The sequence below is a fragment of the Legionella bozemanae genome (assembly GCF_001648595.1).
Classification (GTDB): Bacteria; Pseudomonadota; Gammaproteobacteria; order Legionellales; family Legionellaceae; genus Legionella; species Legionella bozemanae.
In genome coordinates this window covers 47,698-72,687 of record NZ_LBAW01000019.1, presented here as the reverse complement: position 1 = coordinate 72,687, position 24,990 = coordinate 47,698, and the positions used below count along the sequence as shown (strand labels likewise).

The window sequence follows — 24,990 nt, the reverse complement described above, 5'->3', positions numbered from 1 at the left end:
AACCCGTGTTAGGGTGCTGTGTTGTTAACTGGTGAGTGCCCCCGTAATTGGGAAAGACCCGGATTTGTTGGTCGGGACGGAAGGATTTGAACCTTCGACCACTAGCACCCCATGCTAGTACGCTACCAGGCTGCGCTACGCCCCGACTTGGTGGCAAATGATAACTAAGTCTGGAAGAAATAACAAGGGGTTATTGGCCCGATGGGATATTTGTAGCCTGGGTGCAGCGCAGCGGAACCCGGGATCAAGAGGCTCATTTAATTCAGAAACCCGGGTTCCGCTGCGCTGCACCCGGCTACATTTATTTTGCGGGATAATTCTTTTAGAGCTTTCTGAAAGAATAAAGCTGCATGTGTTAATTTCTGATCTGCATAAAGCCTGCTTTTCTTCTTTTTGTATTGTCCAGTAGGAACCATAGGGCTTCACTAACTGATTTACTGAGGGCGATAAGTGAATGGTCATCCATACATAGGTTCCTTTATCTTTTGGATTTGGCCAGCGATAATAACAAACCAAGTTATCATTCTCATTAATCAGTGTCTGCATAAAACCGACTCTATCCGGTGCTTCCCATCCCTGATAATCCATTTGCCAGTGTAATTTTTCTACCTGGAATGCTTCAGGATTGTATTGATGTTCTTTGACAATTTTAGGCAGAAGGCAAAAATGCAGCTCTTCAGTCATTGGTTCTTCAGATTCTTTCCAAAACCACATGAATTAGTGGATGCAAAAATTAGGAATACGCTTAAAAACTCCCCGCAACTCTTCAAGGCTTCTGCAAGACACTTGAAGAGTATCATGATTACAATAATGTTTTAATCTTCTGAGCTTCAAATTTAGAGTGTGAAATTTGAATGTAGTGTTTGCAACTCAATAATTCTGCATATTGCAAGGCAGCTACTGCATTATTCAATATCTCTTTTGCCAGATCAGGAGAATCTTCCATAATTAAAAAAGCGGTGGTGCTCGTTTGTACTGAAGCCATATGGAGTTTATTAGAGCAGACATTTTTTTCCTGATTATCTGCCAAAGAGGTGATTACCCGAGACAACTCGTAGCATTGGTTGGCCAAAAATTCTTTGCTCGGCCCAGCCTGCACATTCATACTGAATACAAGTAAACTGAATATTAACGCTCTTTTTGAAATTATTTTAATCATAGATACTCCTGTAAGTTGCTCAATAAGCCTGTTTTATTTCACACAATCCTATGCATGAAAAATAAGTTCTACTTTGAGAAAAAGAAACCTCCCTATTTAAACGCTACTGATGCCAATGACGTTGAAGCTTTGGTGAAACGAAATGTAACCCGGCTTGAGTTCCGGGTTACTATTAAAGTCATTGATCTTAGTGCTTAACCGTTTGTCCTTAATTAAGCAAAAGCATTAATGCCTGTAATATGTTTTCCTAGTACCAGAGTATGCACGTTATCCGTACCCTCGTACGTAAAGACTGATTCTAAATTAAGCATGTGACGAATCACATGATATTCAAGGCTGATTCCGTTTGCTCCTAATAGATTCCTGCATTTTCGCGCAATGTTCAATGCCTCGCGGCAGGCATTGCCCTTAGCAAGAGAAATCATCACTGGATTCTCACGATGGTTATCTTTTATTCGGCCTATCTGTAAATTAAGACATTGTGCCTTAATAATTTCAGTATACATTTCTGCCAGGTCTTTTTGAATAAGCTGGAAAGAAGCTAATGGCTTGTTAAACTGTTTACGCTCTAACAGATAGTCGCGGGTAATATCAAAGCATGCCATCGCAGCACCCAGAGCCCCCCAGGCAATTCCGTATCGCGCCTGACTTAAGCAACTTAAAGGGGCGCCTAAACCTTTTTCACTGCCAGGAAGATAATTTTCATCAGGGACAAAAACATTATCAAAAACCAATTCCCCAGTAATGGACGCACGTAATGACATTTTTAATTTGATTTCAGGACGGCTTAATCCTTGAGAATTTGTTTCCACAATAAAACCACGAATGCCTTCATCGGTTTTTGCCCAAACAATAGCGATATCGGCGATTGGTGAATTGGTTATCCACATTTTTGCGCCATTCAAATTCCAGCCACCCTTAACTTTCTTCGCGGTAGTCCTCATGCCCGCTGGATCTGAGCCAAAATCAGGTTCAGTCAAACCAAAGCAACCAATGATCTCGCCTGTAGCCATTCCTGGTAAAAAACGCACGCGTTGCTCTTCAGAACCAAAACGAAAAATAGGATACATGCATAAGGAACTTTGTACCGAAACAAAGCTGCGTAATCCGCTATCACCGCGCTCGAGTTCCTGGCAAACTAAGCCATACGCTACATAAGATGCCTCGGCACCGCCGTATTCTGCAGGTAAAGTCAAACCTAATAAACCTAATTCTGCGGATTTTCTAATAAGCTCGCGTGGAAATTGAGCATGTTCAAAAGACTCAGCCATCAAAGGCGTTACATCGTTGCTCACGAAACGCGCTACACTATCGCGTATCATGCGTTCATCACCATTTAACTGCTCATCAAGAAACAACAAGTCGTCCACTTTCTTTCTCCCTTTTATCAGACTGTAACGCAATTACCGCTTCAATAATACTTTCTTTACTGGGTAACAAATATTGCCAAGCATTACCCAAGGGAATGAAGCAATCTTTACCGGTAATTCGTTTGATTTTCAACCTGGATGAAGCTTCTTCTAACAACAAGGTCATCAAGCCTTCGCTAATTGAACCACTTTGCCTGCCTTCATCCACAATTAATACCTGTTTTGCTTTGGCTACTTCTTTCAAAATCGCTTTAACCGGTAAGGGGCTAAGCCAACGCAAATCCACTATTTTCACGGAAATGTTGTGTTCTTCTTGCAGTACTGCAGCTGCTTGCCGTGATAAATAATACCCATTGGCATAGGTTAAAATAACCGTTGCACCGTCGCCGAAAACACCTACTTCACCCGGTGCAATCGTGGCATCTGGTGCTGGATAATTAAAAAGCCATCCGTTATCGCCAGGCACATGCAAGTCTTTCGTCATGTATAAAGCAATAGGCTCTAAAAAGACAACCACCCTTCCTTCTTCATAAGCCAAACGCATGCACGCACGCAACATTTTTGCTGCATCCGGTCCATTTGAAGGGCATGCGACAATCACTCCTGGCAAATCACGTAATACAGCAATCGAGTTATCATTATGGAAATGGCCGCCAAATCCTTTTTGATAAGCCAATGAGGCGATGCGAAGGACCATAGGGTTTTGATATTGGCCGCTGGAAAAAAAGGATAATGTGGATGCTTCACCACGTAACTGGTCTTCTGCATTATGCAAATAAGCCAAAAACTGAATTTCCGGAACGGGAATAAAGCCATTGTGCGCCATGCCAATTGCAGTGCCTATAATTGTCGTTTCATCCAAAAGAGTATCAAATACCCGACGTTTTCCAAAACGAGCCTGCAGATCAGCAGTCACACGATAAACACCACCCTTTTTGCCCACATCTTCACCAAATACCACCATATTGGGGTATTGCAGCATTAAATCAGTCAAAGCAAAATTGATCTGCTGACATAAATTTCGTTTTTGGGCCAATTGTGAGAATGTATTAGCAAAGGCTGCTGCCCGTCTTTCTTCACTAGGCAGAGGAAATGCTTGTTTTTTAGACACACTAGGAATTAACGAAGACATGACGGCTTCAGCACTGGAAAGTTTAGGTTGTCGTATTGCATCTACTGCTTTTGCTTCAATTAAATCTTTATTATTACGATAAAGACTCAGCATGTCTTGCACCGTCATCCAACCTTCGCGATAAAGAAGACCGGCCGAATGCAATAGAGGATCTTGGGCTTCTCTTGCTTCGATTTCAGCCGTTGTACAATATTGTGACTCAATATCAGAACCGGCATGACCCAACAAGCGCACACAACGCATATGCAAAAAAACAGGTTGTTTTTTTACACGCGCCAAATATTCTGCTTCTTGTGCACTCGCATACGCATCAGCAATGTTCAAACCATCACAAGCAATATAATGCAATCCAGGTCGAGCTCGAACAGAACGCTCTATCCAATCCGAAGGTGTAGGTACAGAAATTCCAATTCCATTGTCCTCACAAATAAACACAATTGGTAGAGGATAATTTTGCTGTGCAATCCATGAGCAAGAATTCAAAGTGGCTTGCGCTGAAGCATGATTTGTTGATGCATCACCAAAGGAGCAAATGATGACTGAATCTGGATTTAAGTTGCCATGAATATTTAATTCTTTTGCACGAGTAATGGATAATGCAGCACCCAAAGCTTTGGGTAAATGGGAGGCAATTGTTGATGTTTGCGGCGGGATATTTAAAGGAACACTACCAAATACTTTATGGCGTCCTCCTGAAATCGGATCAGTTGCCGCAGCAACTAAAGAAAATAAGATATCTCTAACACCGTCTACACCTTGTATTTTCTTGGCGCGTTGTAAATAAAAAGCGCCGCTTCGATAGTGCAAAAATGCCATATCGTCTGGACGAAAAACCTGTCCCCAAACCGCATTACCTTCGTGTCCACTACTACCTATAGTATAAAAAGACAAACCCTTTTCCTTAAGCTGTCTGGCAATCAAATCAAGAAGACGTGATTTAATTTGCGAATCAAAAAGCTCTATAGCAGTTTTTTTATCCAATTCCGCGGTATCCGGACTCATTGTGCTCTTGGGTTTTGGAAAGTCCGCTTGCTCTACTCGCTTTAAAAATTGCTCATCAACTACAATAGCCCTGTCTAACATCACTACATCCTGTTGAGTATTTTTTATGAAGAGATGATGAGTATATACTGATTCAAAATGAACAGGAAGAATGAGTTTGTATCATCAGTTAAAAGGTCTGTTGCTCTCTATGATTTTCATATTTGTAGCGCATGGAACCCGAGAATGATTGAACTCGTGATAATCTCCCGATCCGCTTCGCTCATCCAGGCAACAACACACTGAAATGATCAAATCTTGAGATAAATGAACAAATAATCTACACTTTCTTTTGAAAGCATCCATTAAAGGGGACTTCATAATGAAATGGATTATTCTGTTAGGAAGTGTTGTTTTGATGGCTGGATGTTGTTGTACCAGTGGTGTTACCTACTTCACACCAGCCTATACACCGGTTTATGCCCGCACAGTTACCTACAAACCAGTAGTTACTTATAGACCGGTAGTTACACGTGTTGTAACACCTGTTGTGCAACCTGTAACAGTTTATTCTTACCCAGTAGGACCTCTAGATGTGACAACAACAACGATTGATTTTTATTAATTAAAAAATGCAGCCTGGGTGACGGCTAAGCTGTAACCCAGCGTCTCACAAAATCTTTCTTCCTATTCATTAGGTTGTTGCTAATTCGCTAGATTAAGCTCAAAATGGTATGATTTGTAGAGCGCCGAGCGCAACGCATGTAAAATAGAATTGCAAACTGTTCAAGGGTATATTTGAATCTTAGTGGAATATCAGATTTGAGCTCATCTTGAACGAAAAAATATGCTGAAAAAGCGCAGCATACATCAGTATGTGAGCATTTATCAGCATATTTTTTCGTTCAAGATGAGCCAAATATGGCGTTCCAATTGCATCCTAATCAGCATCTTCCTTGGAAGAGTAACCACATCCCTCCTGTGGGCAAAGAATTTGGCGACCAAATTTTTTGCTTTCTTTTACCGTTAAAATTGGCCAATTACATTTCGGACATGGCTGATTAATCGGTTCATTCCATAAGGCATAATCGCATTTAGGATAATTGCCGCAGGAATAGAAAATTTTTCCCTTCCTTGATTTACGTTGCAAAATTTTTGCTTCATGGCACTTGGGACACTCCACACCCGTATCAGCTGGTTTTTCGATAGGCTCCATATGTTTGCATTGTGGATAATTACTGCAACCTATAAAACGTCCATAACGTCCTGTTTTCACATGTAAGGGACTGGAGCATGCCGGACAGACTCTCCCCTCAACAACTTCTGGTTCATTTTTTTCGTTGTCCTGACCCGCGATGTCTTGAGTGTAATCACATTCAGGGTAGCCAGTACAACCAATGAAACGCCCACGTTTACCTAATCTTATTGACAATGGCTTGCCACATTTTGGACACTGTTCATCCAGAACTTCAGAGGTTACATCTTTACGCTGCACTTGTTGATCTGTGGTTTCAATTTGTTGTACAAATGGCTGCCAAAATTCTTCTAAAACGGGAATCCATTCTTTTTCACCGCGCGAAATAGCATCCAAAGTATCTTCAAGTTCCGCGGTAAATTTATAATCTACATAACGCGTAAAATAACCCGTCAAAAAGCGATTCACGATACGGCCAACATCTGTTGGAAAGAATCTTTTCTTCTCGACAACAACATATTCGCGCTGTTGTAAGGTATGAATAATGGACGCATAAGTTGAAGGACGGCCAATATCATATTCTTCCAGTGCCTTCACCAGCGTTGCTTCCGAGTATCTTGGTGGCGGCTCAGTAAAATGTTGATTGGCTAAGATGTCATCTACTTTGACTTTTTCACCGACGACCAATGGGGGTAATAATGAACCTTCATTGTCATCATCTTTGGTATCATCACGACCTTCTTCATATACGGAAAGGAATCCGGAAAAAGTAACTGTAGAACCATTAGCGCGGAAAATAGAGCCCTCGCCGCAGCTTAAATCCACTGCAACCGTATCCAGTATCGCATCGGCCATTTGGCAGGCAACCGTACGCTTCCAGATCAAACTGTAGAGTTTGTATTGATCTGCAGTTAGTGATGATTGCACCATTTCTGGTGAACGTTTAATGGATGTTGGACGAATCGCTTCATGTGCTTCTTGGGCATTTTTCGATTTGGTTTTGTAAATTCTTGGGCTTGCAGGACAATTGTCGGCGCCATAACGCTGAGTAATAAACTGTCGCGTTTCTTCTATTGCCTCTGCAGATAAATTAACCGAATCCGTACGCATATAGGTAATAAGACCGACTGTCCCTGTCCCAATATCTATCCCTTCATACAATTGCTGGGCGACCATCATTGACTTTCGGGCAGTAAAGCCTAATTTTCGTGCGGCTTCCTGTTGTAACGTTGAAGTAATAAATGGCGGTGCAGGCTTACGCTTGCGTTGCTTTTTCTCAATTTGGGTAACCAGTAAATGACCTTGCGCCTGACGAATCAAATGCTCTTTGATTTGTTGCGCCTGCTCTTCTTTGGTTACCGTAAACTGCTGTAATTTTTCATTTTTATAATGCGTCAAACGCGCTTCAAAGGATACCTTTGCATGCATGCATTGAGCTAAAATCTTCCAATATTCTTGAGCTACAAAACGCTCAATTTCCTCTTCTCGTTCGACAATAAGTCGTAAAGCCGGGCTTTGTACTCGCCCTGCAGAAAGTCCTCTTCTAACCTTTTTCCATAACAAAGGAGATAAATTAAATCCCACTAAATAATCCAATGCCCGTCGTGCTTGTTGGGCATTCACTAAATCCATAGAAATAGAACGTGGATGATTTATTGCATCCTGAATTGCTGATTTGGTAATTTCATTGAAAAAAATCCGGTGAATGGGCTTATCTTTTGTTAGATTTTTTTCCTTCATTAATTCATAAATATGCCAGGAAATAGCTTCGCCTTCGCGATCAGGGTCCGTTGCGAGCAGTAAGGAGTCTGATTTTTTGAGCATTTTCGCAATGGTTTCGATATGGCGTGAGTTTTTTTCAATAGGCACATAGGTCATTGCAAAATGCTTATCGGGATTAACCGAGCCCTTACGTGCCGGCAAATCACGAACATGTCCATAAGAGGCAACCACCTCATAGTCATTACCCAAATATTTTTGAATTGTCTTCGCTTTGGCAGGTGACTCAACGATCACCAAATGTTTACTCATAGTAACGTCAACCTTATCCTTTTCACTTCATCCCTAAGCACCAGGAATGCCCGACTTGAGGACAAGTACGAAGCATTGGCACTGAAAATGAAATATCACCAACTTCTAGTAATATAGGTAATATACCCAAGAAACTCCAAAATGCCAGATTTTAACCTATTGCTTTTATCGTCCAGAACAAAAAATCAAATCGTCTAAAACGAGCATTTCGAAGTTTCATGGGTATAGATGAGCTTTTAATGTAATGTCAATTCATCTTCTGATTGATAAAGGACTAAATCAAGAAAAGCAAGCTGTTCTTCATTTAACGAACTCGCCAAGGCATTTCTTATGGTCCATTTAGTCTCTTGAAGCGTTACGATACGAGATTCAGAAAATTGTAATTGGTTCATAATCATTTCAAACGATTCTGGATTAAGAACTTTCCATAATTTCATACGCATGAGAAATTGATAACTGGCCTTAGTCAGTTTCATTTGCTCGTCATAAGTAAAAACTCGTGTGGAAGTGTGTTGTTGCAACTTCAAATGCAAAACTTGTTCCTCTGAAGCCCCAATATCTTCTTCATTAAGTTGTTCTGATGCATCCTGATCAGCAGTTTTATGGCTTTTTTGCAGCTGGGTAAGACTTTTTTCAAATAAACTCAATAACATTTCAAATAAGTTATCTTTCATATACTAACACCTCATATAGCCACCGGGCACAGATACAACAGCCCCATTTAATTCTAATTCTGCAAGCTCACTCGTGACTTGCTCAACGGTGCATCCACTACGTGAAATGATCTGATCAACAGTTGTCATTTCAAAGCCAATGAACTTTACTAGGTTTTTATTCCCGCTGGCAAGAGGTAAAATAGCTTTATCAGCTGTTTGTTGTTCTGCTTCAATCTGTAACTCCTCAAGAACATCAACCACTGAAGTAACTAATTTGGCTCCTTGCTGCAACAGGTAATGACACCCTCGAGCCAGAGGATTATGAATGGAACCAGGGATCGCTAAAACATCTCGGTTTTGTTCCAAAGCCATTCGTGCTGTGATTAACGAACCACTCTTGATTGCCGACTCAACAACCAAAGTGCACAATGATAAACCACTTATTATACGATTTCTTCTAGGGAAATGTCCAGAGCTTGGTGGACTTTTTAAGCAAAATTCGCTCACTAATAAGCCATCTTGCGCAATTTGTTGTGACAATATCGTGTGCCGGTGAGGATATATTCGATCAATTCCAGTGCCTAAAACTGCAATTGTTTGTCCTCCTGCCTCCAAACATCCCAAATGAGCCTGAGCGTCAATACCAAGTGCCAAACCACTTACGATAGTAACGCCATGGGATGCGATTGCTTTTGCAAATTGCCGTGCATTTTCACTTCCAGTTACCGTAGGATTGCGGCTACCTACTACAGCTAATGCAGGTTGATTGAAACAGGAGAGCTGTCCTTTTGCATACAAAACGATAGGAGGATCCGTAATTTCCTTCAATAAAGCGGGATATTCAGGCGAATCCCAAGTGAGTATATGATGATCGTCTGCAGCCGCCAACCAACTAAGATCTTCTTGAACCAAGTTCAAATCAAAACCCGCTATAGTTTGTGCCAAAGCAAAGGGTAAACCCGCTTGCTCCAGTTCAACTGCTGAGAGCTGGAACATTTGTTGTAAATCAGGCCAACGTTTTTGTAGTTTGTCTACTGTACGCGGCCCCACTCGCTCCATTCGGTTTAATGCGAGATAATAGGATAAATTATTCATGGATTGGTCACTAAATTTAATAAATAAACAGCGCGGGATGAACGAACGATTAAAGCAAAACTGGTTTTCGTAAACACGCGGAAAACCATAGCCTCACCAATACGTTCAGGAGGCAATCGGACAGGGAACAGCCTATTTTGGGGATCATTGACGAGACGTGATTTTCTATAGATAGCCAGGACATCCCCTGCTTCAAGCCCGTCTCGGGCACCCAAACTAACCACGACCACGCCGCCAACAGCTTCTTCGACATTCCCATCAGGCATGCCATTAGGCATGTCGATAATAAATCCCTTTACAAGGAACAAAGGCGCTTTGGGCACAAAATTCAAATTAAATCCAGGGCTATTATTAATCAGGACACTATCTTGTACTTTAACACCTTCATTAATGTCAGTTAATAAAATAGTTGCAGGTTCCCCCCCTGCAAGCAACTCTGCATTACCTACCAAATTCGCTCGATATCCCAAAAACTCTTTGGTTATAGGGTGCACATAATCTTTTCCACCCCTAAAAACAGAATAAGCAGGGACCCCTATTGCAGGCAGTACTCGTGAAGGATGTAATCCTTTAACATAAGCTTTATCTCCTTGGCCAGCCAACATGCGCTCTCCTATTAGAGAGACGATGTAAGGAGCCCGATTAATAACATCTTGATCCAATATAAGCGACTCGTTTAAAAAAGGTTTAATCTCATTTAAAAGAATTGCAGGGATGGGGTCATCTAAAGATAAGGGACGGACATTAGGTGATAATTTTATTGTGCCATTCGATAGTACTTTGATATAGGGTCTGTTTCCAGAATAGGCTAAAGCCAGAACTGCTCCTGGATATAAACGATTGGGATTTTTTATCTTTGGATTGGCCAGCCAAAGTTCCTTCCATTCCCAGGGATTGTCTAAATAGCGACCTGCTATACTCCATAAAGTATCACCATGTTGAACTACATACTGCTCAGGAGCGTCTGCTTTCAAGCTTAAAGCATAATTCAAAGTGGTGAAAAAAAAGAAGGGTATAAAGAGAATAAATCTCATTCGAGGCAATCCTTTGTTGGAATATCTTGCAGCCTTACAATATATGAAGGATAATATTAGCATGATTTTTGTGTAGAGAACCAGATAAACAATGGCTATTCATCCGATTTTATATTTGCCTGACGCTCGATTAAGAGCGGTTGCAAAACCTGTTATTGATTTTGATGACAAATTGCAAACTCTAATTGACGACATGTTTGAGACAATGTACAACGCTCGCGGCGTTGGCCTTGCTGCGCCTCAAATTGGTATTAGTCTGCGTTTGTCCGTAATTGATATTACAGGCGAAAAACAGGAGCAAATGGTTATTATCAATCCTGAAATCATTGCATCAGAAGGCGAAAAAAAATTTGAAGAAGGTTGTCTTTCTGTTCCCGGTGCTTATGATACGGTTATCCGTGCAGAAAAAGTTACAGTAAAAGCCTTAGATAGAAATGGTACCCCTTATGAAATTAAAGCCGAAGGCTTGCTCGCTGAATGTTTGCAACATGAAATTGATCACATGAATGGTAAACTGTTTATTGATCTGCTTTCCCCATTGAAAAAAGCCATGGCTCGTAAAAAATTAGATAAATTTAAACGTCAACAAGCACGTAAATAATACCCTGAGTGGTAGACGCAAAAATTAAAAAAGCAGTTTATTGTAAAATAATAGATTTTACAGGCGCTTCCCTACATACCGCGCTTTATGCGCGGTATCCAGAACGATACCTTGGGGGTACCTCCCGACTCTTTTTTAAAGAAAGATCTCTGGATACCGCGCATAAAGCGCGGTACGTAGGATAAGAGAATTTGTAGGGGATTTCTCAAAGATAATGCGCTGCATTTTTTTCACAGTTTTTTCATTCAAGATGCGTCTCTTAAAAACGCTCCTTGATCGAGGTGAGTAATTATCATGAGTCGATTGAACATCGTTTTCGCAGGAACCCCAGAATTTGGGTTGCCTTGTCTTAATGCACTGCTGCATTCCACACATCATATTCAAGCAATTTATACTCAACCAGACCGTCCTGCAGGACGCGGCCGAAAACTACAAGCATCTGCAGTGAAAGAATGGGCATTAAACCATCAAATTCCAGTCTATCAACCGCTGAATTTCAAAAATCCTGAAACAATCGCAGAGCTTGCAGCATTAAAACCTGATGTCATGGTCGTCATCGCTTATGGTTTAATCTTGCCTAAAGCAGTGCTGGAAATTCCCCGCTTAGGCTGTATTAATGTACATGCTTCCTTGTTACCTCGTTGGCGTGGCGCCTCTCCCATTCAATCCGCCATTCTTCATGGCGATACAGAGTCTGGGGTAACAATTATGCAAATGGATGCCGGCATGGATACAGGTGCTATACTGCGTAAAATCACCTGTCCGATAAGTACCACAGAAACAGCACAAAGCTTGCATGACAGTCTGGCAAAAATTTCCGCGCAACCTTTACTCCAAACCTTAGATGAATTAGCTTCCCAAAGCGCAAAACCTGAAATTCAAAATAATGAATTAGCTACCTATGCCAGCAAAATTAATAAAGAAGATGCGCACATTAACTGGCAACAAACTGCAGTAGAAATCGATCGAAAAATTCGCGCATTCAATCCCTGGCCAATCACTTACACACACTTAAATGAAGAAATTTTGCGAATCCATCAAGCCCAAGTTGTGGCACTACCCTTTTCCCAACCACCGGGTACTGTAGTCAACATCGATAAAAAAGGGATGTTGGTGGCAACCGGAGAGCAAGGCGTGCTCGTGCAGCGAATTCAGTTTCCAGGTGCTAAAGTAATTTCCATAGCAGATTGGTTAAATTCCTCCAAATCACAGGTACATGCAGGATTTGTGTTTTCATGAACAAGAATGAACGACTGCATGCCTTAAAAATTTTAACTCACTTATTAACTGGAAAATCATCGTTATCCCAGCTTATGCCTGCAACAACCGAAGTCAGCCCGATGACCAAAGAGATTTGCTTTGGCTTTTGTCGTCATTATTTTCGTTTACAGGCCTTAGCAGAATGTTTACTGCAAAAAAAACCTAAAGAATTGGAAATCTGGGTAGCGTTGCTTATCGGTCTTTATCAATTACACTATATGCAGCTGCCTGATTATGCCGTAGTCAAGGAAACAGTTGCCTTACTTGAAAAAATCAAAAAACCATGGGCAAAAGGCTTGGTGAACGCCGTTTTACGCAATTTTTGCCGTCAGCAAAAAGAAATTTTGGCACGTCTTAACACTGATCCTTTATTCATTCATGGCCAGCCCCTATGGTTATTGGATCGTTTACAAACAGATTGGCCTGATGACTGGCAATCCATCGCTCAAGCAAATGACATGCATCCCCCCATGACCTTAAGAGTTAATGTACAAAAAAATTCTGTTGCCGAATATTTACAGATTTTAAAACGAGAAGGCATTGCTGCTGAACTCCATCCTGTAGCACCCGAAGGAATTAATTTAATAACGCCTTGTGATGTGCGCCAGCTCCCTGGTTTTGCAGAAGGATGTATTTCCGTTCAAGATGGCGCAGCACAATTGGCTGCCTCTTTATTGTCCTTAAAACCAGGGTTACGTCTTCTCGATGCCTGTTGTGCTCCCGGAGGAAAAACCTGCCATATTCTAGAAAAAGAACCTAATCTGTCGGCGTGTATTGCTTTAGATGTTGATCCCAAACGATTGAAACGCGTGCGAGAAAACTTAGACCGCCTTAATTTGCATGCAACATTAATGGAGGGCGATGCTTTAACTCCTACCCAATGGTGGGATGGCCAACTTTTTGATCGTATTTTATTAGATGCTCCTTGTTCTGCAACAGGTGTCATTCGACGCCATTCAGATATAAAATTACTACGTAACAATGAAGAAATTGTTACTATAACTAAAATCCAGCAGAACATGCTCGATTGCTTATGGCCTTTGCTCGCAAAAGGCGGCTTACTGGTTTATGCCACTTGTTCAGTGATGCCCGCTGAAAATGAGCAACAAATTGCAAATTTTGTTGCAACCCATCCAGACTGTACGATAATAAAAGAATACGGGATCAGTGGACATGCAACAAAGCATGGCTTACAGATTTTACCCGGGGAACAAGGTATGGATGGATTTTTCTATGCCGTACTATTTAAGAGTAATAACTCGTTCCCATATTAACTTGAACAGTTGGATTTGCGTGGAGGTTGTGAGAAAATTTTTCTAAGCAAGCGCAGCATACATTGGTATGTGAGCATTGATTAGGAACATTTCTCGCGCGAGATGCACCGAATACAGCGGTTCACTGATATGGGCTGAGCGCTTCTATTTAAGGATAATAAATGACAATCAATTGGCCGTTAATTATCGTTTTGTTCTGCTTATCCATCCCAGGTGTTGTCATTGCAATAAAACGTTTAATTTATTTTTTATTACCAGATAATTCCGAAGAGCTGCAAAAACGGGTGAGTCGTTTTGCCATCTTGCAAACCTTATTTATGGTTTTGGTCCTGTGCATTGCAGGTGCTGTATTATCTAATACTACTGGCTTACATGCCACAATACTTGAAGAACTTCTACAGGGTACTGTAGGAATAAATGCGTTACTTCCTATTTTATTACCTACTGTTTTGTATGCTTTTTTTGGATTGCTGGTGTTTCTGGTTCTTTATTATGGTGTCATTGCACGCATCATAGATAAAAAAAACATGGAAATTATGACTAATATTCGCCTGGCTCTTGGTCTTGATGGCTGTGTTCTTTATGGCGGTGTAGTAGAAGAAGTTATTGCTCGATGGGGATTAATGAATCTTGCCACCTTTTTCGCACTGCTCTTTACGAAACAATATCCTGTCTTAATTATTTGGATTTCAATTGTTATTAGTGGATTAGTATTTGCAGTAAGCCAACTCCCGGCTTACCTTGCCGCGGGCTGTACCTCGACTCGACGTTTCATTTATTCTCTAATTTTACTTAGCCTTTACCAATCATTACTTTTCGGGTATCTATTTTGGCAATATGGACTTATTGTAGCAATCTTGGCACATATGCTGTTCCATTTAGGATGGGCAGTATTTGACAATGTAAAAAAAACGTAAAGCCTATCCTCCTTAATCTTGTCTTAACCTTGATCTTTTATCCTACAAGGGAATGAGTTTAAGTTAGGGGTAGGATATGTCTTCAAGTAATGAATTTGCTGTATTGGTAAATCAATTACACAGATCACCTAATGATCCTGTTTTAAAACAAGCCGTAGTCCAACATTTACCTAAAATGATGGCTTTAGCTCAAGAGAACCCTATGGCCTTATATCATTTAGCCCATATTTATCCACCAACATCTTCTCAGTACAAACAAACAATGCGCCAAGCTGCTAATTTGGGATGTACTAATGCAATGTTGGTTATGTGTCAAATATTGGGAAAATCAACAGAACCTGGCGATCTGAAAAAAGCAGCGCATTATGTAACTATGATTAATAAGTCTGATGATTCATACATCAAAGAACAGGCGAAATTACTCGTGGATGAATATCCTCAATTAACAAGGGCATTACAAGAACAAACGAAGCCAAATTTAAGTTACAGTCTCGCTCATCGCTTCTTTACACCGCAACAAGAAAAAGAAGAATCACTTGAGCTTATGCAAACTGTAGCGTGCAAAGGCTGATTATCGTACATTTAAATTTAAAAAACCGTAGCCTGGGTGAAACAATGCAACCCAGGTAACAGTAGATTTTTATTTAATTTTCTATTCAAAATTGGATCTCTGCCTACCCCACCCCCACGACTCGTTCGCGGGGGTGTCTGCGAGTCCAGTGTTTTAGTGCCAGATCCTCTGGATCCCGCGGACAAGCCAAGGGACGTCAGAATAGAGCTGGACTGTTTTTTTAGCAATGTCTAGAAGATTCAAACCTACGCAGGGATGGCAGTCTTTTTAGGCATAATTGCAGACTGTAAAATACGTATTTTTTCAAACAATCAAAAAGCGAAAATTCTTTTGAATCTCATTCAAATCAAACTGATTCAAATATAAAGAAAAACTCATCCAAGCACTTAATGCCGCTAAATCTTGAAATGGGGGTGGAAGATAAACAGGATTGGTTAAGACCCCACGCTCTTTTAATTCAGTGAGTAAAGGCAAATCATCGAGAACTAATTTCCCGGTAAATAATAAGGGAATAGAATCAACATGCTTTCGACTGATCGCAAAACGGATGTAATTGTAAATTAATACAAAACCTTTAGCATAAGATAAATCTTTGGTAAACGGTCCTCCGGTTGGCGTACTTCCCCTGAAAACGCGTACTGTTTGATTATAACTGTCTTCTTCGCTTAAACCACACTCCATAAAATAATTATAAATATCGAGAAAGTTTGCCCCTTGGGTGACCATGTCTAGAGCAATCACGCGATTGGTAATCTTTAACATGCGACTGGGATATGAAGAAAACGTAACAACTTCCGTAATTACTGCCAAACCTTCTTGAATAACGCTGCTGGAAGGCGAGCCCTTGGAAAGGAAAAAACAATTAGGCTGCATAGAGCCATTCAAGGTTGTTCCGACGTGCACCCAACCTTCATGGACTTCCAGATAACGAAGATCACGCTCACTGAACATAGCTTGTTGGCTTAGTTTAATGCTGTCCGCTCCAGCAGAAGCATCCGCAATCATATCGTCACTGATCATCACGGTTACCTTGCCAGGATGTTTATCAAAAAACTGTCCTAAACGCGCTTGCAAAATTTCTTGAGCCTGTTGTGGTGTATAACGTTTTACATCAGCTTCAGATTGCAATTGAACACTAAGACCCGATAACACATCAAAGAGTAAAGTCCCCATTTCAGACATGCGTGGCCCACCCGCGTAAAATACATCATTGGGACTACCATACAATTCCATTGCTAATTCAGAAAATGCCGGAGTACCTCGCACCGCGAGCATTTGCGTGGCTCGACTGTATTCTTCACACTGACGACGTATTAAACGAGTTAAGGTAGAATATTGTCCAAGTTGATTTTGAGTATCACGCAAAATGATACGAAACTCTTCTTGTTTGTCATGAACATCAAAAGGCAAAGGCTTTTTGTCGTAATATTCTTTATCTACAGCGGGAAGCTTTTTGCCTTTATTCTTAAAAAATTCCTTTTTTATCGTCTCATCCCATTTAATACTATCAAGAATCCTGATCTTGCGTTGCGCTTCCACAATACGCTGCGATAATTCCTGTACAATATGCAACTCAGCTGATTCTGATGGTGTCATAATAAATCCCTTATGATACAGGTGGGGCGATACTTACCTGTGCATCCTGACTCTGTTGAGGCAAATCATAAAAATTACTAATATTTGCTCTCGTTAATGGTGGTGGAACTTCTAATGAGGGACCATTACGGCTACTCAGATAAAGATGCTCCCCATTACTGGCATAACGACTACACCCAGAGAGCAAAAGCACAAAAAAAACAATAAAACCCAATTTTTTCACTTAAATCAACTCCAAACTCTTCATTACTTTTTCCAATGGTTCATGATGTTCTTTAGATAAACGAGTTAACGGCATCCTTAATTCATTCTCCATTAACCCCATTCTGCTTGCTGCCCATTTTATTGCAATTGGATTTGTCTCAATAAACAATAATTCATATAGAGGCATCAGCTGTTCGTTTAAACGCAAACATACAGCATGATCACCATCTAGAGCTGAGTCACATAATTTAGCCATTAATTTGGCGACCACATTCGCTGCGGCGGAAATATTTCCCTTAGCTCCAGACAACATCCAGGATGCTGCAGTAAAATCATCACCACTAAATACATCAATACTGCCTTCTGAAAGACGTAAAATTTGTTGTAACCGAGTCATCTGCCCCGTAGCGTCTTTTATTCCCACAATATTGGAAATCTTGGCAAGTCTGGCTACTGTTTCAGGCAACATATCACAAGCTGTTCGTGTTGGCACGTTATAAAGAATAATCGGCATGGCAACTGCTTCGGCTATTTGACTGTAATGCTGATACAAGCCTTCTTGAGTAGGTCTGATGTAAGCTGGAGTCATAATTAGAGCAGCATGCGCTCCACATTCCATCGCTTCCTGCGTTAGTTGAATACAATCCCGTGTTGCATTCATGGCGGTACCTGCAATAACAGGAATTCGCTCTTTAGCTTGGTCTACTACTGTTTTTATAACCAACAGTTTTTCTTCATGAGATAAAGTACCTGATTCACCGGTAGAACCTGCCGCAACCAAAGCATGGCTGCCCATTTCAATATGAAACTCAACCAACTCCCGTAAGCGCGGCACATCAACTTGATCATTTTTCATGGGAGTTAATAAAGCTACAATGCTTCCTTTAAACATAAAGTCCCCTATTTTTATAATTCTTATATTAATACTACTGGAAAATGTAGGTCAGAGTAAAATCTGATATTTAAAAAAATGATCGGCAAAACAAATTATGATCATTTATTTTACATTAAATATTTTTTTTGTACTAAAATCATAGTGAAGATGAAGCAACCAGGATTTTCTTGTCATGAATGTCTGCTTTACCAATGCAGGAATCCTGAAAACTATAAAAAGGAGTTCACTATGAAAAAAATTATCGCTCCCTTATTTTTTGCTGGTTTATCAGCTTTTATGCTTGGGGGTTGCACTAATACTGAAATTGGCACTGCTGCGGGCGGTGCTGCAGGGGCAGGCATAGGTTATGCTGCGACTGGAGGTAGTGCTGTAGGAACAGTAATTGGTGCAGGGGCGGGCGCATTGGTAGGAAATGCAATCGGCCGAGACCAAGATAGACGATATTATTATAGTCGTGGTTACTATCGTCCTTATTACTATTACTAATATCTAATATCAATACCAATAAATATGCCCTTAATCTCCAAAAGAGGTTAAGGGTTTTAAATTTTAACAGTTAAGCCAAGTATATTTCATGTTGTAAAAGTAGGCGTTTTAAATAAATAAAAAATCTTAGTGAATGTAGGCAATATCAAATTTCCATTGCTATACTTTTAAAAGAATTTTTAGATTAATCGTAAGCGATTGATCATTCACTCAAAATAATACAAGGACTGTTAATCATGCGCTTAAAAAATAAAGTAGCAATAATCACCGGGGCTGCCAGTGGAATAGGTAAAGAAATCGCCTTAGTGTATGCAAAAGAAGGGGCTAAAGTAGCTATTGCAGATCTCAATCTGGAGCAAGCCAAGAGTGCAGCCGAAGAAATAAAATCTAAAGGTGGAGAAGCTATGGCAGTTGCCATGAATGTCACCGATGAAAACGAAGTTGATAAGGGTATCGATGATGTTGCTAAATATTTTGGCGGTGTTGACGTTATGGTCAGCAATGCAGGAATACAAATTATTAGCCCTGTAGAACAATTGGCTTTTTCTGATTGGAAAAAATTAATATCCATTCAGTTGGATGGAGCTTTTTTAACGACACGCGCCGCATTAAAACACATGTATGCCTCCGGTAAAGGAGGAAGTATTATTTATATGGGATCAGTTCACTCCAAAGAGGCCTCTAAACTGAAAGCACCCTATGTTACTGCAAAGCATGGTTTGATTGGTTTGTGTAAAGTAGTTGCCAAAGAAGGGGCAGCCCATAATGTGCGCGCCAACGTCATTTGCCCAGGTTTCGTACGTACTCCTCTAGTAGATAAACAAATTCCTGAGCAAGCTAAAGAATTAGGAATCACTGAAGAACAAGTCATTAAGAATGTCATGCTTAAGGATACAGTTGACGGGGAATTCACTACCACGGACGACGTAGCGCAAACTGCATTATTTTTTGCTTCCTTTGAATCAAACGCTCTGACAGGCCAATCATTGATAGTGAGTCATGGATGGTTCATGGAGTAAGCCCCTATGGCTCGGACGAATAAAGGTAAAACCCAAAAACAGCAGCATCATCATATTGCCTGCTGTTTTCAAGGCGGAGGCGCTTTAGGCGCCTACCAAGTAGGTGTTTTACATGCTCTTGATGAAGCAGGCTATGATCCAAATTGGTTTGCTGGCACCTCAATAGGTGCGATCAATGCTGCAATTGCAGCAGGCAATCCACCTAAAGAGCGTGTTGAAAAAATGTATCAATTTTGGGAGACCATTGCCACACCTTCTTTTATAGAGGGCAGCTTTCTTCCCAATGATGACGAGAGCCGAAAAATCGAACACTTCTTCTCTGCCCAATCTTCGCTACTTTTTGGCCAGCCAGGTTTTTTTGCACCTCGTTTTCCCCCTCTTCTTATGGGGTATTATGATGCACCCGATAGCTTAAGTTTTTACGATACTAGAAATTTAAAATCTACTTTAGAACAATTTATCGATTTTGATCGCCTCAACTCAAAAGAAACCCGCATAAGTATTGGCGCAGTTGAAATCTGTTCGGGTGAAATGATGTATTTTGATTCACAAGACACAAAAATTAGGCCTGAGCATATTATGGCAAGTGGTGCATTGCCTCCTGGTTTTCCAGCTGTTGAAATTGATGGAGAATATTATTGGGATGGTGGGATTTCCTGTAACTCCCCTGCGACTTATGTATTATCAGTAAATCGATGCCCCAAAAATTTACTGTGTTTTGCGATTCATTTATTTGACTCTTATGGCTTGTACCCTAATTCATTGGATGCAGTAATGAAGCGCAAAAAAGATATAGAGTATTCAAGCCGTTTTGCCCAAGCAGTTGAAATGTATCAACAGATTCATGCGTTAAAAAATACGATTCATATTCTTTCGCGTTATGTTCCTAAAGAGGAAAGGGATAACCCAGAGTTAAAACTTTGTATTGCCCGTGGGCATCAATCTACGATTTCTTTAGTTCGCTTTTTATATGAACACGATGAAACTGAGTTTTCTTCAAAAGATTATGAGTTTTCCAGAAAAAGTATTTCAGAACGCATAAAACATGGCTATCTTGATGGACGAAAAGCCATAAAAAAATCCCCCTGGGACCAGCCCGTATCACAAACAACAGGTATTGCTGTATACGATATGTCTCCCAATAAACATTTAAAAGAGGAGTCTGAAAATGAATGAAGCAGAAGTAATAAAAAACGCTTTTGCCATGCCGCTCATCAGCCCATCTTATCCTCGTGGCCCTTACCGCTTTATCAATAGGGAATTCTTAATCATTACCTATGAAACGGATATCGATCTGCTCCGCGAAATAGTTCCCGCCCCCTTAGAAGTAGTAGACCCTTTGGTCAAGTTTGAATTCATTCGCATGCCTGACTCCACAGGATTTGGGGACTATACGGAATCAGGCCAAGTGATACCGGTACGTTATAAAGGTAAAATGGGCGGTTACACACATGCCATGTTTTTGGATGATCTCCCGCCTATAGCAGGTGGTCGTGAAATTTGGGGATTTCCCAAGAAACTGGCCCAACCTAAACTAGAAGTGGTTCATGAAACGCTATTAGGCACTCTAGAGTATGGCCCTTATCGTATTGCTACAGCGACCATGGGTTATAAATACGAAACAATGGACGTGAAAAAGGTAGCTGAATCACTAAACACCCCCAATTATTTACTTAAGATAATTCCTCATGTGGATGGCAGCGTTCGAATTTGTGAACTTGTTGAATATTATCTTGAACATGTTGACATCAAAGGGGCATGGCAAGGGCCAGCTCAGTTGCAATTAGCACACCATGCATTAGCTCCAGTAGCTAACCTGCCCGTACGACGTATAGTAAGTGGTGTACATTTATTAACGGATCTCACTTTGCCTTATGGTCGTGTTGTGCACGATTATCTTAAATAAAGGATTTGAGCAATTTAAAAAGGACTTGGAGATCAAATATAAATGTTAATAATAATAGGCTATTTAGTTATATTATTCTGTGTTTTTGGAGGATTTGCTCTAGCCGGTGGTCATCTTGCGGCGGTTTTTCAACCCATAGAATTGCTTATCATTGCTGGAGCAGCGGTAGGATCGCTTATTGTAGCGAACAGTGTTACGGTATTAAAATCCCTGTTAAAAGCATTGCCTAAAGTTTTTCGAGGTGAAAAATCAGTTAAGGAAAATTCCAGTGATCTATTAGGCCTATTATACAATCTGTTGAACAAGTCGCGACAACAAGGACTGATGTCATTAGAAACAGATATTGAAAACCCTGAAGAAAGTCCTATTTTTAATGCTTATCCTTCGCTCATGAAAAAACATCATATCATTGAGTTCATTTGCGATTACTTAAGATTGATCATTACTTCGAACATACAGCCTTTTCAGCTTGAAGCGTTAATTGATATGGAAATTGAAACCCATCATGAAGAAGAAATGATCCCGGCAAATGCCTTAGCAAAACTCGCTGATGCCATGCCTGCTTTCGGTATTGTTGCTGCCGTTCTTGGCGTGGTCCATACGATGGAATCGATCAATTTACCGCCCCCGGAACTAGGAGTACTCATTGCTCATGCTCTTGTAGGAACCTTTTTAGGTATTTTAATTGGCTATGGATTTGTGGGTCCTGTAGCTTCAGCAATGGAACATCAGGCCAATCAGACTCAATTGATACTGCAGTGTATAAAAGCCACAATATTAGCTAGTCTGCACAATAATCCACCTGTTATTGCTGTTGAATTTGGACGTAAAGTTTTGTTTTCTGCACAACGCCCTTCCTTTACCCAGCTCAATGAAGAAATTAAAAATTCCAAACCAGCGGCATCATCATCGAGTTCTGAAGAAAATTCCGCTACGGAAGCTACACCGGGCTAATGAGGTTACAGTATGAGCGAAAACGGTAGTAAAGGAAAGACTGGTCCAACCCCTATAATTCGAAAAATAAAAAAGAATAAACACAAACTACATGGGGGCTCATGGAAAATTGCCTTTGCTGATTTTGTTACAGCAATGATGGCCTTTTTTTTGTTAATGTGGTTGATTGCTTCACTGAATAAAGCACAAAAAGATGGTATTTCCGAGTATTTTAAACAGCCAATGAAAATCACTTTTTTTGGCGGGGAAAACGTAGGCAATCAGCAAATTAACCTTAAAGGGGGAGGACCTAATCTCAAAGATACCAATGGGCAAGTTTCTAAAACGGAGCTGTCATCTGCACCAAATAAAAAACCCCAAGACATGCAAGTAATTCAATCCACTGAAAATGAGACACAAAAACTCGAAGAATTAAAATCAAAAATTAATTTAAGTATTCAACAAGATCCTTCTCTTTCTGGCTTAAAAAATCAATTAATCATGGAAGTGGTAAAAAATGGATTACGCATTCAATTAATCGATAATCAGAAAAAGCCTATGTTTGACGTGGGATCAGATAAACTTAACCCGGGGATGGAACCGATTTTTGCGCAGATCGCTAAACTGCTTAAGACAGTCCCCAATAAAATTACCATTGAAGGACATACCGATGCCCATCCTTACCATAATCCAGATGAATTAGAATATACTAACTGGGAACTCTCCACCCAAAGAGCCAATGCTGCCCGCCGTGCTTTGGTTAAGGCAGGTTTGGATCCCGATAAAGTGATGCGTGTATCCGGTTTCGGATCAACTTTGCTTCTCAATACTAAAGATCCTTTCAGCCCTGAAAACCGACGAATTAGCATTATCGTCATTAAAAAAGGCGCTGAAAAAGAAGTAATGAAGAGTAAATAACAGTACCTCTCTATCTACATCCCGCGGGTTGTCTGCGGGAGCCAGACGATCTGCGTTAAAACACTGAACCCTGCGGACAACCCCGCGAACAAGTCATGAGGGCAAGCAGCCAGACGTGTATGATAATGGCTTTGTAACAAGTCTTAGACAGTAGATGCGTTCAGCATCCATCGTGCTTTTTCATGCGCAGCAATACGCTCACTGAGTAAAGCCACCGTTCCTTCATCATCATGTTCCTGAGCGAGTTTAACTGCTTTGTTGAGATCTTTAACCAGAATCCCATTGTCCTGAGCCAACTCACTCACCATCTGATTCGCATTAATATTGGAGTTGCCGTCTTGAATTGTTTTTAATTGGTTCAATACAGTAAAAGTAGCAGGTGCATTATGACCCAAAATTAAAATTCGTTCTGCAATTTCATCCACCGCTTCTGCCAATGCTCTATATTGCATTTCAAACAATTCATGCAAGCTTTTAAACTGAGCTCCCTTAACATGCCAGTGATAATTTTGTGTTTTAAGATATAAGGCGTAGGTATCAGCTAAAACCACTTCCAGCTTTTTAATTATTGCTTCCATCATTACTCCTGACTTTATAAAATTCCCCATCATTGTGGACGATACATTGCAAAAATTCCAGGGTTTGTTTCCATTTCCGCTAAAGTCAATTGAATTTTGCATCAGCGAACTAGAGTTTATAATTATCTTTTTTTATTCGTAATTACTTATGAGATGCAACACGCTACCCCTATTGCCTGAACAGTCATAATTCATAACGATATTGCTTATTGTGTTAAAAGTTATTTTTTGTAACTATAAAGTTTGAGGTTCTTGAACGTAGCATTTGCTTGAGCCCGTTTGCATTTAACTAATGAATTTTATCTCACAATGGAGTGTCTGGTATGCATCTTAGGTTAAAAAAAGTCGCGATTTTTTTGTTTTCAGTAGCAATACTCCCTGCGTACGCAGGTGATATGGGGCCTGTAACTTATAAAAAGGAGCAGGGGTTTTATGTAGTGGGACTTGCCACCTACAATGCATTTAATTTTAACCGAGCAGAGACTGCTTCTTTTTTTTCTCCAAATGCAATTACTGCACCAGCGGCTTCTATAGGCGATAATTGGGGATACTCGTTAGGAGTTGGTTATCGTTTCAATCCTTTTTTCAGAACAGATTTTCGAGTGCAAGGGCTACCAGACATTCCTTTCTCAGTTACAGATGATGGAAATGAAACAGCTCACGGACATGTTAACACCTACACTTATATGATCAATGGCTATTTTTCTTATCCTCTGCCTATGAATCAACGCATAGAACCTTATCTCGGTGGCGGTCTAGGTGCAGCAACCTCAAAAACTAATACCATTTATTGGCCTCTAGCGGTCCAACATGAATCAGGACTTACTACCACCCACTTCGCCTGGCAAGTCGGTGCAGGCAGCCTTTACCGTGTGACTGAGCACTTCGACATCGATATCAGCTACAGTTACCTAGCCATAGGTCAAACTAGCAATAGTGGCCAATATGATACGATAGCCTCGAACGGTGTCCCGGCCAGCGGCGCCCCCACCAGGTTTTTGCAAGTCTACAGTAATCAATTGAGCTTTGGACTGAATTATCGTGTTTAGATTAATTGCTACTAATAGCTCGTAATCTAAGCTGCTTATATCCCATATATCTTAATAAACCATTCATGGCCTTTGATAATTAAATACAGTAATAAAAAACCCGCCATAAAGGCGGGTTTTTAAAGGAATA

25 protein-coding genes and 1 tRNA gene are annotated in these 24,990 nt (G+C 40.6%); 13 read left to right on the top strand and 13 right to left on the bottom strand.

The features are described from left to right. Nucleotides 1-68: 68 nt before the first annotated feature. From A8O27_RS13690 to A8O27_RS13670, 5 genes are all read right to left on the bottom strand, one after another. A tRNA-Pro gene (locus A8O27_RS13690) sits at nucleotides 69-145 on the bottom strand. Continuing rightward, a complete protein-coding gene (locus A8O27_RS13685; RefSeq protein ID WP_064115104.1) occupies nucleotides 136-714 on the bottom strand; it encodes a hypothetical protein in 579 nt (192 codons plus the stop codon). The genes A8O27_RS13690 and A8O27_RS13685 overlap by 10 nt, the downstream gene beginning before the upstream one ends. Nucleotides 715-802: 88 nt before the next feature. Continuing rightward, nucleotides 803-1,159 carry a hypothetical protein gene (locus A8O27_RS13680; protein WP_058459667.1) on the bottom strand — a complete coding sequence of 119 codons (357 nt, stop codon included), beginning with the start codon at nucleotides 1,157-1,159 and terminating at the stop codon, nucleotides 803-805. Between the two features lie 212 nt (nucleotides 1,160-1,371). Continuing rightward, the gene (locus A8O27_RS13675; RefSeq protein WP_058459668.1) at nucleotides 1,372-2,529 is read right to left on the bottom strand and encodes an acyl-CoA dehydrogenase family protein; all 1,158 of its coding nucleotides are present in this window, start codon (nucleotides 2,527-2,529) and stop codon (nucleotides 1,372-1,374) included. Beyond that, nucleotides 2,507-4,744: a dehydrogenase E1 component subunit alpha/beta gene (locus A8O27_RS13670; protein WP_058459669.1), complete on the bottom strand. Its 2,238-nt coding sequence runs from the start codon at nucleotides 4,742-4,744 to the stop codon at nucleotides 2,507-2,509. Before A8O27_RS13670 ends, A8O27_RS13675 begins: the two co-directional genes overlap by 23 nt. Before the next feature lie 280 nt (nucleotides 4,745-5,024). Here A8O27_RS13670 and A8O27_RS13665 point away from each other — a divergent pair, with 280 nt between their 5' ends. Beyond that, on the top strand, nucleotides 5,025-5,267 hold the full coding sequence (locus tag A8O27_RS13665) for a hypothetical protein (protein WP_058459670.1): 243 nt from the start codon (nucleotides 5,025-5,027) through the stop codon (nucleotides 5,265-5,267). 315 nt (nucleotides 5,268-5,582) lie between these two features. Here the strand turns inward: A8O27_RS13665 and topA are convergent, their stop codons facing one another. From topA to A8O27_RS13645, 4 genes are all read right to left on the bottom strand, one after another. Then, nucleotides 5,583-7,868 (bottom strand): type I DNA topoisomerase, encoded by a 2,286-nt coding sequence (topA, locus tag A8O27_RS13660; protein WP_058459671.1) that lies wholly within the window; start codon nucleotides 7,866-7,868, stop codon nucleotides 5,583-5,585. Nucleotides 7,869-8,104: 236 nt separating this feature from the next. Continuing rightward, nucleotides 8,105-8,542: a DUF494 family protein gene (locus A8O27_RS13655; RefSeq protein WP_058459672.1), complete on the bottom strand. Its 438-nt coding sequence runs from the start codon at nucleotides 8,540-8,542 to the stop codon at nucleotides 8,105-8,107. Nucleotides 8,543-8,545: 3 nt separating this feature from the next. Next, nucleotides 8,546-9,619 (bottom strand): DNA-processing protein DprA, encoded by a 1,074-nt coding sequence (dprA, locus tag A8O27_RS13650; RefSeq protein ID WP_058459673.1) that lies wholly within the window; start codon nucleotides 9,617-9,619, stop codon nucleotides 8,546-8,548. After that, a complete protein-coding gene (locus A8O27_RS13645; RefSeq protein ID WP_058459674.1) occupies nucleotides 9,616-10,653 on the bottom strand; it encodes a LysM peptidoglycan-binding domain-containing protein in 1,038 nt (345 codons plus the stop codon). The genes dprA and A8O27_RS13645 overlap by 4 nt, the downstream gene beginning before the upstream one ends. A 91-nt stretch (nucleotides 10,654-10,744) precedes the next feature. Between A8O27_RS13645 and def the strand changes: the two genes are divergently transcribed. The 5 genes from def to A8O27_RS13620 all read left to right on the top strand — a co-directional run bounded on the left by def (nucleotide 10,745) and on the right by A8O27_RS13620 (nucleotide 15,276). Continuing rightward, nucleotides 10,745-11,254, top strand: coding sequence for a peptide deformylase (gene def / locus A8O27_RS13640; protein ID WP_058459675.1), 510 nt, complete (start codon nucleotides 10,745-10,747; stop codon nucleotides 11,252-11,254). Nucleotides 11,255-11,548: 294 nt separating this feature from the next. After that, nucleotides 11,549-12,493 carry a methionyl-tRNA formyltransferase gene (fmt, locus tag A8O27_RS13635; RefSeq protein WP_058459676.1) on the top strand — a complete coding sequence of 315 codons (945 nt, stop codon included), beginning with the start codon at nucleotides 11,549-11,551 and terminating at the stop codon, nucleotides 12,491-12,493. Next, the gene (gene rsmB / locus A8O27_RS13630; protein ID WP_058459677.1) at nucleotides 12,490-13,788 is read left to right on the top strand and encodes a 16S rRNA (cytosine(967)-C(5))-methyltransferase RsmB; all 1,299 of its coding nucleotides are present in this window, start codon (nucleotides 12,490-12,492) and stop codon (nucleotides 13,786-13,788) included. The genes fmt and rsmB overlap by 4 nt, the downstream gene beginning before the upstream one ends. Nucleotides 13,789-13,949: 161 nt before the next feature. Continuing rightward, entirely contained in the window at nucleotides 13,950-14,705 is a 756-nt protein-coding gene (locus A8O27_RS13625; RefSeq protein ID WP_058459678.1) for a CPBP family intramembrane metalloprotease, read from the top strand. 76 nt (nucleotides 14,706-14,781) lie between these two features. Beyond that, nucleotides 14,782-15,276 (top strand): hypothetical protein, encoded by a 495-nt coding sequence (locus A8O27_RS13620; RefSeq protein ID WP_058459679.1) that lies wholly within the window; start codon nucleotides 14,782-14,784, stop codon nucleotides 15,274-15,276. A 303-nt stretch (nucleotides 15,277-15,579) separates the two neighbouring features. On the opposite strand, the gene A8O27_RS13615 is transcribed toward A8O27_RS13620, so the two are convergent. The 3 genes from A8O27_RS13615 to dapA are packed head-to-tail and all read right to left on the bottom strand — an operon-like array spanning nucleotide 15,580 to nucleotide 17,968. Then, nucleotides 15,580-16,872 (bottom strand): flavohemoglobin expression-modulating QEGLA motif protein, encoded by a 1,293-nt coding sequence (locus tag A8O27_RS13615; protein ID WP_058459680.1) that lies wholly within the window; start codon nucleotides 16,870-16,872, stop codon nucleotides 15,580-15,582. Nucleotides 16,873-16,882: 10 nt separating this feature from the next. After that, nucleotides 16,883-17,095 (bottom strand): hypothetical protein, encoded by a 213-nt coding sequence (locus tag A8O27_RS13610; RefSeq protein WP_058459681.1) that lies wholly within the window; start codon nucleotides 17,093-17,095, stop codon nucleotides 16,883-16,885. Then, nucleotides 17,096-17,968, bottom strand: coding sequence for a 4-hydroxy-tetrahydrodipicolinate synthase (dapA, locus tag A8O27_RS13605; protein WP_058459682.1), 873 nt, complete (start codon nucleotides 17,966-17,968; stop codon nucleotides 17,096-17,098). 231 nt (nucleotides 17,969-18,199) lie between these two features. Between dapA and A8O27_RS13600 the strand changes: the two genes are divergently transcribed. From A8O27_RS13600 to motB, 6 genes are all read left to right on the top strand, one after another. Next, entirely contained in the window at nucleotides 18,200-18,457 is a 258-nt protein-coding gene (locus A8O27_RS13600; protein ID WP_058459683.1) for a YMGG-like glycine zipper-containing protein, read from the top strand. Between the two features lie 236 nt (nucleotides 18,458-18,693). Then, nucleotides 18,694-19,476 (top strand): 3-hydroxybutyrate dehydrogenase, encoded by a 783-nt coding sequence (locus A8O27_RS13595; RefSeq protein ID WP_058459684.1) that lies wholly within the window; start codon nucleotides 18,694-18,696, stop codon nucleotides 19,474-19,476. Between the two features lie 6 nt (nucleotides 19,477-19,482). After that, the gene (locus A8O27_RS13590; RefSeq protein ID WP_058459685.1) at nucleotides 19,483-20,652 is read left to right on the top strand and encodes a patatin-like phospholipase family protein; all 1,170 of its coding nucleotides are present in this window, start codon (nucleotides 19,483-19,485) and stop codon (nucleotides 20,650-20,652) included. After that, nucleotides 20,645-21,382 carry an acetoacetate decarboxylase gene (locus A8O27_RS13585; protein WP_058459686.1) on the top strand — a complete coding sequence of 246 codons (738 nt, stop codon included), beginning with the start codon at nucleotides 20,645-20,647 and terminating at the stop codon, nucleotides 21,380-21,382. The genes A8O27_RS13590 and A8O27_RS13585 overlap by 8 nt, the downstream gene beginning before the upstream one ends. A gap of 42 nt (nucleotides 21,383-21,424) precedes the next feature. After that, nucleotides 21,425-22,336, top strand: coding sequence for a flagellar motor stator protein MotA (gene motA / locus A8O27_RS13580; RefSeq protein ID WP_058459687.1), 912 nt, complete (start codon nucleotides 21,425-21,427; stop codon nucleotides 22,334-22,336). Nucleotides 22,337-22,348: 12 nt separating this feature from the next. Next, nucleotides 22,349-23,233, top strand: coding sequence for a flagellar motor protein MotB (gene motB, locus A8O27_RS13575; RefSeq protein ID WP_058459688.1), 885 nt, complete (start codon nucleotides 22,349-22,351; stop codon nucleotides 23,231-23,233). A 143-nt stretch (nucleotides 23,234-23,376) separates the two neighbouring features. On the opposite strand, the gene A8O27_RS13570 is transcribed toward motB, so the two are convergent. Continuing rightward, a complete protein-coding gene (locus A8O27_RS13570; RefSeq protein WP_058459689.1) occupies nucleotides 23,377-23,811 on the bottom strand; it encodes a Dps family protein in 435 nt (144 codons plus the stop codon). A gap of 323 nt (nucleotides 23,812-24,134) precedes the next feature. Between A8O27_RS13570 and A8O27_RS18530 the strand changes: the two genes are divergently transcribed. After that, nucleotides 24,135-24,860: an outer membrane protein gene (locus tag A8O27_RS18530; RefSeq protein ID WP_082642449.1), complete on the top strand. Its 726-nt coding sequence runs from the start codon at nucleotides 24,135-24,137 to the stop codon at nucleotides 24,858-24,860. Nucleotides 24,861-24,990: the final 130 nt, after the last annotated feature.